Below are 6,732 nucleotides of genomic sequence, written 5' to 3'. Positions count from 1 at the left end.
GTGCGCCTCCACGGCATCCACGTCGGCAGCCGACAGCCCCGCGCTCGCCAACGCCTGCCGGATCACCCGCTGCTGCGACGGACCGTTCGGCGCCGTCAGACCGTTCGACGCCCCGTCCTGGTTGACGGCCGAGCCCCGCAGAACGGCCAGCACCCGGTGCCCGTTGCGACGGGCATCCGACAACCGCTCCAGCACCACCAGACCGACACCCTCACCCCAGCCCACCCCATCCGCCGCCTCGGCGAAGGCCTTGCTGCGGCCGTCGGCGGCGAGGCCGCGCTGACGGGAGAACTCGACGAACGTCGCCGGGGTGGACATCACCGTCACGCCACCGGCCAGCGCCAACGTGCACTCGCCGCTGCGCAGGGCCTGCGCGGCCAGGTGCATCGCGACGAGGGACGACGAGCAGGCAGTGTCCACCGTGACCGCCGGGCCTTCGAGACCGAGGGTGTACGAGACGCGGCCCGAGGCCACGCTTCCCGCGCTGCCGCTGCCCTGGTGGCCCTCGAACTCACCGCCGCCCAGCAGGTTCGCGTAGTCCGCGTACATCACACCCGCGAAGACGCCCGTCCGGCTGCCGCGCAGCGACACCGGATCGATGCCGGCCCGCTCGAACGCCTCCCACGACGTCTCCAGCAGCAGGCGCTGCTGGGCGTCCGTCGCGAGCGCCTCGCGCGGGCTCATCCCGAAGAACGCCGCGTCGAACGCCGCGGCCTCCCGCAGGAACCCGCCCGTGCGGGTGTAGGACGTGCCGCTGTGGTCCGGGTCCGGGTCGTAGAGGGTCTCGACGTCCCAGCCGCGGTCGGCCGGGAACTCCGACACCGCGTCCACGCCCTCGGCCACCAGCCGCCACAGGTCCTCCGGCGACGCCACGCCGCCGGGGTAGCGGCAGGCCATCCCGACGATCACGATCGGGTCGTCGGACGGGACGGGCAGGGCCGCCGGCGTCGGGTCCGCCATCTCCGTCGCGCCGAACAGTCCGTCCAGCAGGAAGCCGGCGAGCGCCCGGGCGGTCGGGTAGTCGAAGACGACGGTGGCGGGCAGCTGGAGACCGGTCACGGTCCGCAGCCGGTTGCGCAGTTCGACCGCCGTCAGCGAGTCGAAGCCGAGGTCCTGGAAGGCCTTCGACGGATCCACCGTCGACCGGCCCCCGTGGCCGAGCACGAGCGCGATCTGGTCGCGCACCAGCTCCAGGACCGCCTCGCTCCGCGCGTCGCCGCCCAGGCCGGAGAGCCGACGGGCCAGGTCGATCGCGGCGGGGGCGCCCGCCGCCCGGCGGGCCGGAGCACGGACCAGGCCGCGCAGGAGGGCGGGGACGTCGCCCCGGTCCCGCAGGGCGGGCAGGTCGAGCCGGACGGCGAGGACGGCCGGCTCGGCGCCGGTGGCGAGCGCGTCGAACAGCGCCAGCCCGTGTTCCGGGTCGAGCGGCGGCACGCCGGCGCGGGTCATCCGGTCGCGGTCGGCAGCGGTGAGCGTGCCGGTCATGCCGGCCACGTCCGACCACGGGCCCCAGGCCAGGGAGACGGCGGGCAGGCCGAGTGAGCGGCGGTGGACGGCCAGCGCGTCCAGGTAGGCGTTGCCCGCCGCGTAGGCGGCCTGGCCCGCGCTGCCGAAAGTACCGGCCATCGACGAGAACAGGACGAACGCGTCGACGCCTTCCGCAGCCCGGTGGAGGTACGACGCGGCGTCCGCCTTCGGACGCAGGACGGCCGAGACGCGCTCGGGAGTGAGCGAGCCGATCACGCCGTCGTCGAGCACACCCGCCGTGTGGACGACCGCGCGGATCTCGTGCCGGGCGAACAGGTCGGCCACGGCGGCCTCGTCGGCCACGTCGCAGGCCTCGACCTTCGCCCCGGCACCCAGCTCCGCCAGCAGCTCCTTGACGCCCTCGGCGTCCGCGCCACGGCGGCTCACCAGCAGCAGATCGCGCACGCCGTGCTCGGCCACCAGGTGCCGGGCCACGAGCTTGCCCAGGCCGCCCGTGCCACCGGTGATCAGAACCGTGCCCTCGCTCGGCCACACCACCGCGTCGGCCGACGCCTGCGTACGGGCGAGGCGCGCCGCTAGGACCTCTCCGTCACGGACGAGCAGCTGCGGCTCGTCCAGGCCCAGGACCCCGGGCGGCAGCTCCTCCGAACCCGATAGATCCACCAGGCCGAACCGACCCGGCTCCTCGGTGATCGCCGAACGGAGAAGACCCCACAGCGCTGCGCCGGACAGGTCCTCGCCCGCCACGACACCACGCGTCGCGAACACCAGGCGGGACCCGGCGAAACGCTCGTCCGCCAGCCAGCCCTGCACCAGCTCCAGTGCCAGCGCCGTCCGCGCATGCACCTCATCGACCGCCGTCTCGATCACCACCACCGGCGGCACGTCCGCCGGCACCTCCGCCAGCGATCCGACCGCCACGAACTCCGGCGCATCCGAAGACCTCACCGGCACCCAGTCCACCCGGAAGAGCTCGTCCCGGCCCGCCCGCGCCCCGGCGGCGAGCTGCTCGGCGGCGATCGGGCGCACCGTCAGCGCGCCGATCGAGGCCACCGGCCGACCGTCGGCGTCGGCCACGGCGAGCGCGAGCGCGCCCGAGGCCGACCGCGTCAGCCGCACCCGGACCGACGACGCGCCGGAGGCGTGCAGCGCGACGTCCTCCCACGCGAACGGCACTCCGCCGCCCTCGCCGCCCCCGGCCAGGGCGAAGCCGTGGAGGCAGGCGTCGAACAGCGCCGGGTGCAGGCCGAAGTCCGCGCCGTCGGTGTCCTCGGGCAGGGTGACCTCCGCGAAGATCTCGTCGCCGCGCCGCCAGGCGGCCCGCAGGCCCCGGAACGCCGGCCCGTACCCGAACCCGGCCTCCGCCAAGCCCTCGTACAGCCCGGTCAGGTCGACGGGCTCGGCGTCGGCCGGCGGCCACACCGAGGCGTCGAAGGCCGCAGGTGCCGCGCCCGTCCCCAGCACACCGCTCGCGTGCAGGGTCCAGACCGGCTCCGGGCCGGTGTCCGCCGTGGAGTGGATGCCGACCGCGCGGCGCCCGGTGTCGTCCGGCTCGGCCAGGCGCACCTGGATCCGGACGGTGCCGTCCTCGGGCAGGACGAGCGGCGCGGCCATGGTGAGCTCCTCGACCAGGTCGCAGCCGGCCTCGTCCCCGGCGCGCACGGCCAGTTCCACCAGCGCCGTGCCCGGCACCAGGACCGAGCCCATGACGACGTGATCCGCGAGCCACCCGTGCGAGCGGGCCGACAGCCGGCCGGTGAACACCAGCCCGGCGGTGCCGGCCAGTTCGAGCGACCCGGTGAGCAGCGGGTGATCGGCGTTGCGGAGCCCGGCGGACTCGGCCGTCGGGAAGAACGCCGAGGCATCCGTCCAGAAGCGGCGGTGCTGGAAGGCGTAGGTCGGCAGGTCGACGCGGCGGGCGCCCGTCCCGGCGTGGAAGGCGGACCAGTCCACCGGGACGCCGAGCACGTGCAGGCGGGCCAGCGCCTCGACGAAGGTGTGCTCCTCGGCCCGGTTGCGGCGCAGCGCCGGGATGGCTTCGGCCTCGCCGTCGGGCAGGGCGTTCCCAATGAGGCCGGTGAGGACGGCGTCGGGGCCGAGTTCGAGGAAGCGGGTGACCCCGGCCTCGTGGAGGGTGCGGACGCCGTCGGCGAAGCGGACCGCCTCGCGGACGTGGCGCACCCAGTAGTCGGGCCCCTGGACACCTTCCGCCAGTGCGCCCGTCAGGTTGGAGACCAGCGGGATCGAAGGAGCGTTGTACATCAGCCCGTTGAGGACCTCACGGAAGTCCGCGAGCATCGGGTCCATCAGCGGCGAGTGGAACGCGTGCGAGACCCGAAGCCGCGTCGTCTTGCGGTCGGCGAAGTGTGCCTCGATGGCCGCGACGGCCTCCTCCGACCCGGACACGACGACCGAGCGCGGCCCGTTGATCGCGGCGATCGACACGAACTCGCCCAGCAGCGGCAGGACGTCGTCCTCCGTCGCCTGGACGGCGAGCATCGCACCGCCCGCCGGCAGCGCCTGCATCAGACGGCCACGCGCCGCCACCAGGGCGCAGGCGTCAGCCAGGCTGAACACCCCCGCCACGTGCGCCGCGGCCACCTCACCGATCGAGTGCCCCGCCACGAACTCCGCCCGCACACCCAGCGATTCGACGAGGCGGTAGAGCGCCACCTCGACGGCGAACAACCCGGCCTGGGCATACGCCGTCTGATTCAGCAGCTCCGCATCCGAACCCCACACCACATCCCGCAGACCCGGATCCAGCTCCGCACACACCTCGTCGAAGGCCCGCGCGAACACCGGGAACCGGACATACAACTCCCGCCCCATCCCCAACCGCTGCGACCCCTGCCCCGAGAACAGGAACGCCGTCCGCCCGCTCGACGCGACGCCGGTCGGAGCCTCGCCGGCCGCCACCGCGCGCAGGCCGGCGAGGAGGTGATCGGTCCCCTCGCCGACCACGGCCGCGCGGTGTTCGAGCGCCGCGCGGGTCGTCGCCAGCGAGTACGCGACGTCCACCGGCCGGGCCCCGTCGGCGACGGCGAGCAGGCGCTCGGCCTGTGCCCGCAGGGCCTCCGGGGTCGCGGCGGACAGCAGCCACGGCACGACGCCGGGCTCGGCCTCCGGCTCCTCCGTTGCCGGGAGCGCCGCCGGGGCCTCCTCGATGATCACGTGGGCGTTGGTGCCGCTGATGCCGAAGGACGAGACGCCGGCGCGGCGCGGCCGCTCGCCCGGGGCCCACGGCCGGGGCTCGGTCAGGAGCCGGACGGCCCCCTCCGACCAGTCCACGTTCGCGCTCGGCTCGTCCACGTGCAGCGTCGACGGCAGCTCGCCGTTGTGCAGCGCGAGCACCATCTTGATCACGCCGGCGACACCGGCCGCCGCCTGGGTGTGCCCGATGTTCGACTTGATCGAGCCGAGGAGCAGCGGCTCGTCGCGGTCCTGACCGTAGGTCGCGAGCAGCGCCTGCGCCTCGATCGGGTCGCCCAGCGTCGTGCCCGTGCCGTGCGCCTCGACCACGTCGACCTGGTCGGCGCCGAGGCGGGCGTTGGCGAGCGCCTGCCGGATCACGCGCTGCTGCGACGGGCCGTTCGGTGCCGTCAGGCCGTTCGACGCGCCGTCCTGGTTGACGGCGCTGCCGCGCACGAGCGCGAGCACCGGGTGCCCGTTGCGCAGCGCGTCCGACAGCCGTTCGACGACCAGGAAGCCCGCGCCCTCGGCGAAGCCCGTGCCGTCGGCGGCGGTCGCGAACGACTTGCACCGCCCGTCGGGGGCGAGCGCGCCCTGGCGGCCGAACTCGGCGAAGACGCCCGGCGTGGCCATGACCGTCACGCCGCCGGTGATCGCGAGCGAGCAGTCGCCCTGGCGCAGTGCCTGGGCGGCCAGGTGCAGGGCGACCAGGGAGGAGGAGCAGGCGGTGTCGACGGCGACGGCCGGGCCCTCCAGGCCGAGCTTGTACGAGACGCGGCCGGCCACGACGCTGCCGTTGCCGTCGCTGCCCGGGTAGTCGTGGTACATCACGCCGGTGAAGACGCCGGTGCGGGTGCCGCGCAGGCCGCTCGGGTCGATGCCGGCGCGCTCCAGGGCTTCCCAGGCGAGCTCCAGCGTGAGCCGCTGCTGCGGGTCCATGGCGAGGGCCTCGCGCGGGGAGATCCCGAAGAAGGCGGGGTCGAACTCGGCGGCGCCGTCGAGGAATCCGCCCGCGTGAGTGCGGGACGAGCCGTCGGTGCCCCCGCTGTCCGCGTCGCGCAGCGTCGAGAGGTCCCAGCCGCGGTCGGCGGGGAACGGGGAGATCGCGTCCGCGCCGGACGTCACCAGCTGCCAGAGTTCCTCGGGCGTGGTCACCCCGCCCGGGTAGCGGCAGGCCATGCCGACGATCGCGATCGGGTCGTGGCGGACCTCGGTCGCCTCCGGGACGTCCGTCCCGGCGTCGGCGGAACGGACCCGGCCGTCGGCGAGGTCGAGCAGGGCGTCGACCAGGCCCGCGTCCCGGAGGCGGCGGGTCGGGATCGACTGGAGCGCGGCGCGCAGGTCGGCCTCGGCGCGGGACGCCTCCCCGCTCGCGGCTGCCGTCCGCACGCCCAGCTCGGTGACGATGAGGTCCGCCACCGCCTCGGCGTTCGGGTGGTCGAAGGCGAGGGTCGCGGGCAGGCGCAGCCCGGTGAGGGTGTTGAGCCGGTTGCGCAGGTCGGTCGCGGCCAGGGAGTCGAAGCCGAGCTCCTGGAACGCGCGGTCCGGCTCGATCGCGTCGCCCGACTCGTGGCCGAGCAGCCCGGCCACCCGGTCCCGGACGAGGTCGAGGACGATCCGCCGCTGGTCCGCCTCCGTCAGCCCGGCGAGGCGGGCCGCGAGACCGTCGGCCGGTGCGGCCGGCGCAGGGGCGTGGGCCGCCGTGCGGCGGGTGGCAGGGACGAGGGCGCGCAGGAGCGCGGGGACCTCGTCGGTGCGGGCGCGCAGCGCGGCGGCGTCGACCCGGATCGGGACGACGGCGGCGCGCTCGCTGCGCAGACCCGCGGCGAACAGGGAGAGCCCGGCCTCGCGGGTGAGCGGCGGGACGCCTTGGGCGGCCATGCGGTTGCGGTTGAGCTCCATGAGCTGCTCGCCGAGGCCGGCGCCGACGTCCCAGAGGCCGTAGGCCATCGAGGTGGCCGGCAGGCCGATGGCGCGGCGGTGGGCGGCGAGGGCGTCGAGGAAGACGTTCGCCGCCGCGTAGTTGCCCTGACCGGCGGTCAGGACCAGGCC

The 6,732-nt window shown here is 75.3% G+C and carries 1 protein-coding gene; it reads right to left on the bottom strand.

Annotated elements, in window-relative coordinates:
* The coding region (locus tag PUR71_RS01545) for an SDR family NAD(P)-dependent oxidoreductase (RefSeq protein WP_329924457.1) at nucleotides 1-6,732 on the bottom strand (6,732 nt) is incomplete at both ends.

It is taken from the genome of Streptomyces sp. SP17BM10, from assembly GCF_036322405.1.
GTDB lineage: Bacteria > Actinomycetota > Actinomycetes > Streptomycetales > Streptomycetaceae > Kitasatospora.
This window is presented reverse-complemented; position numbering and strand designations above follow the sequence as displayed.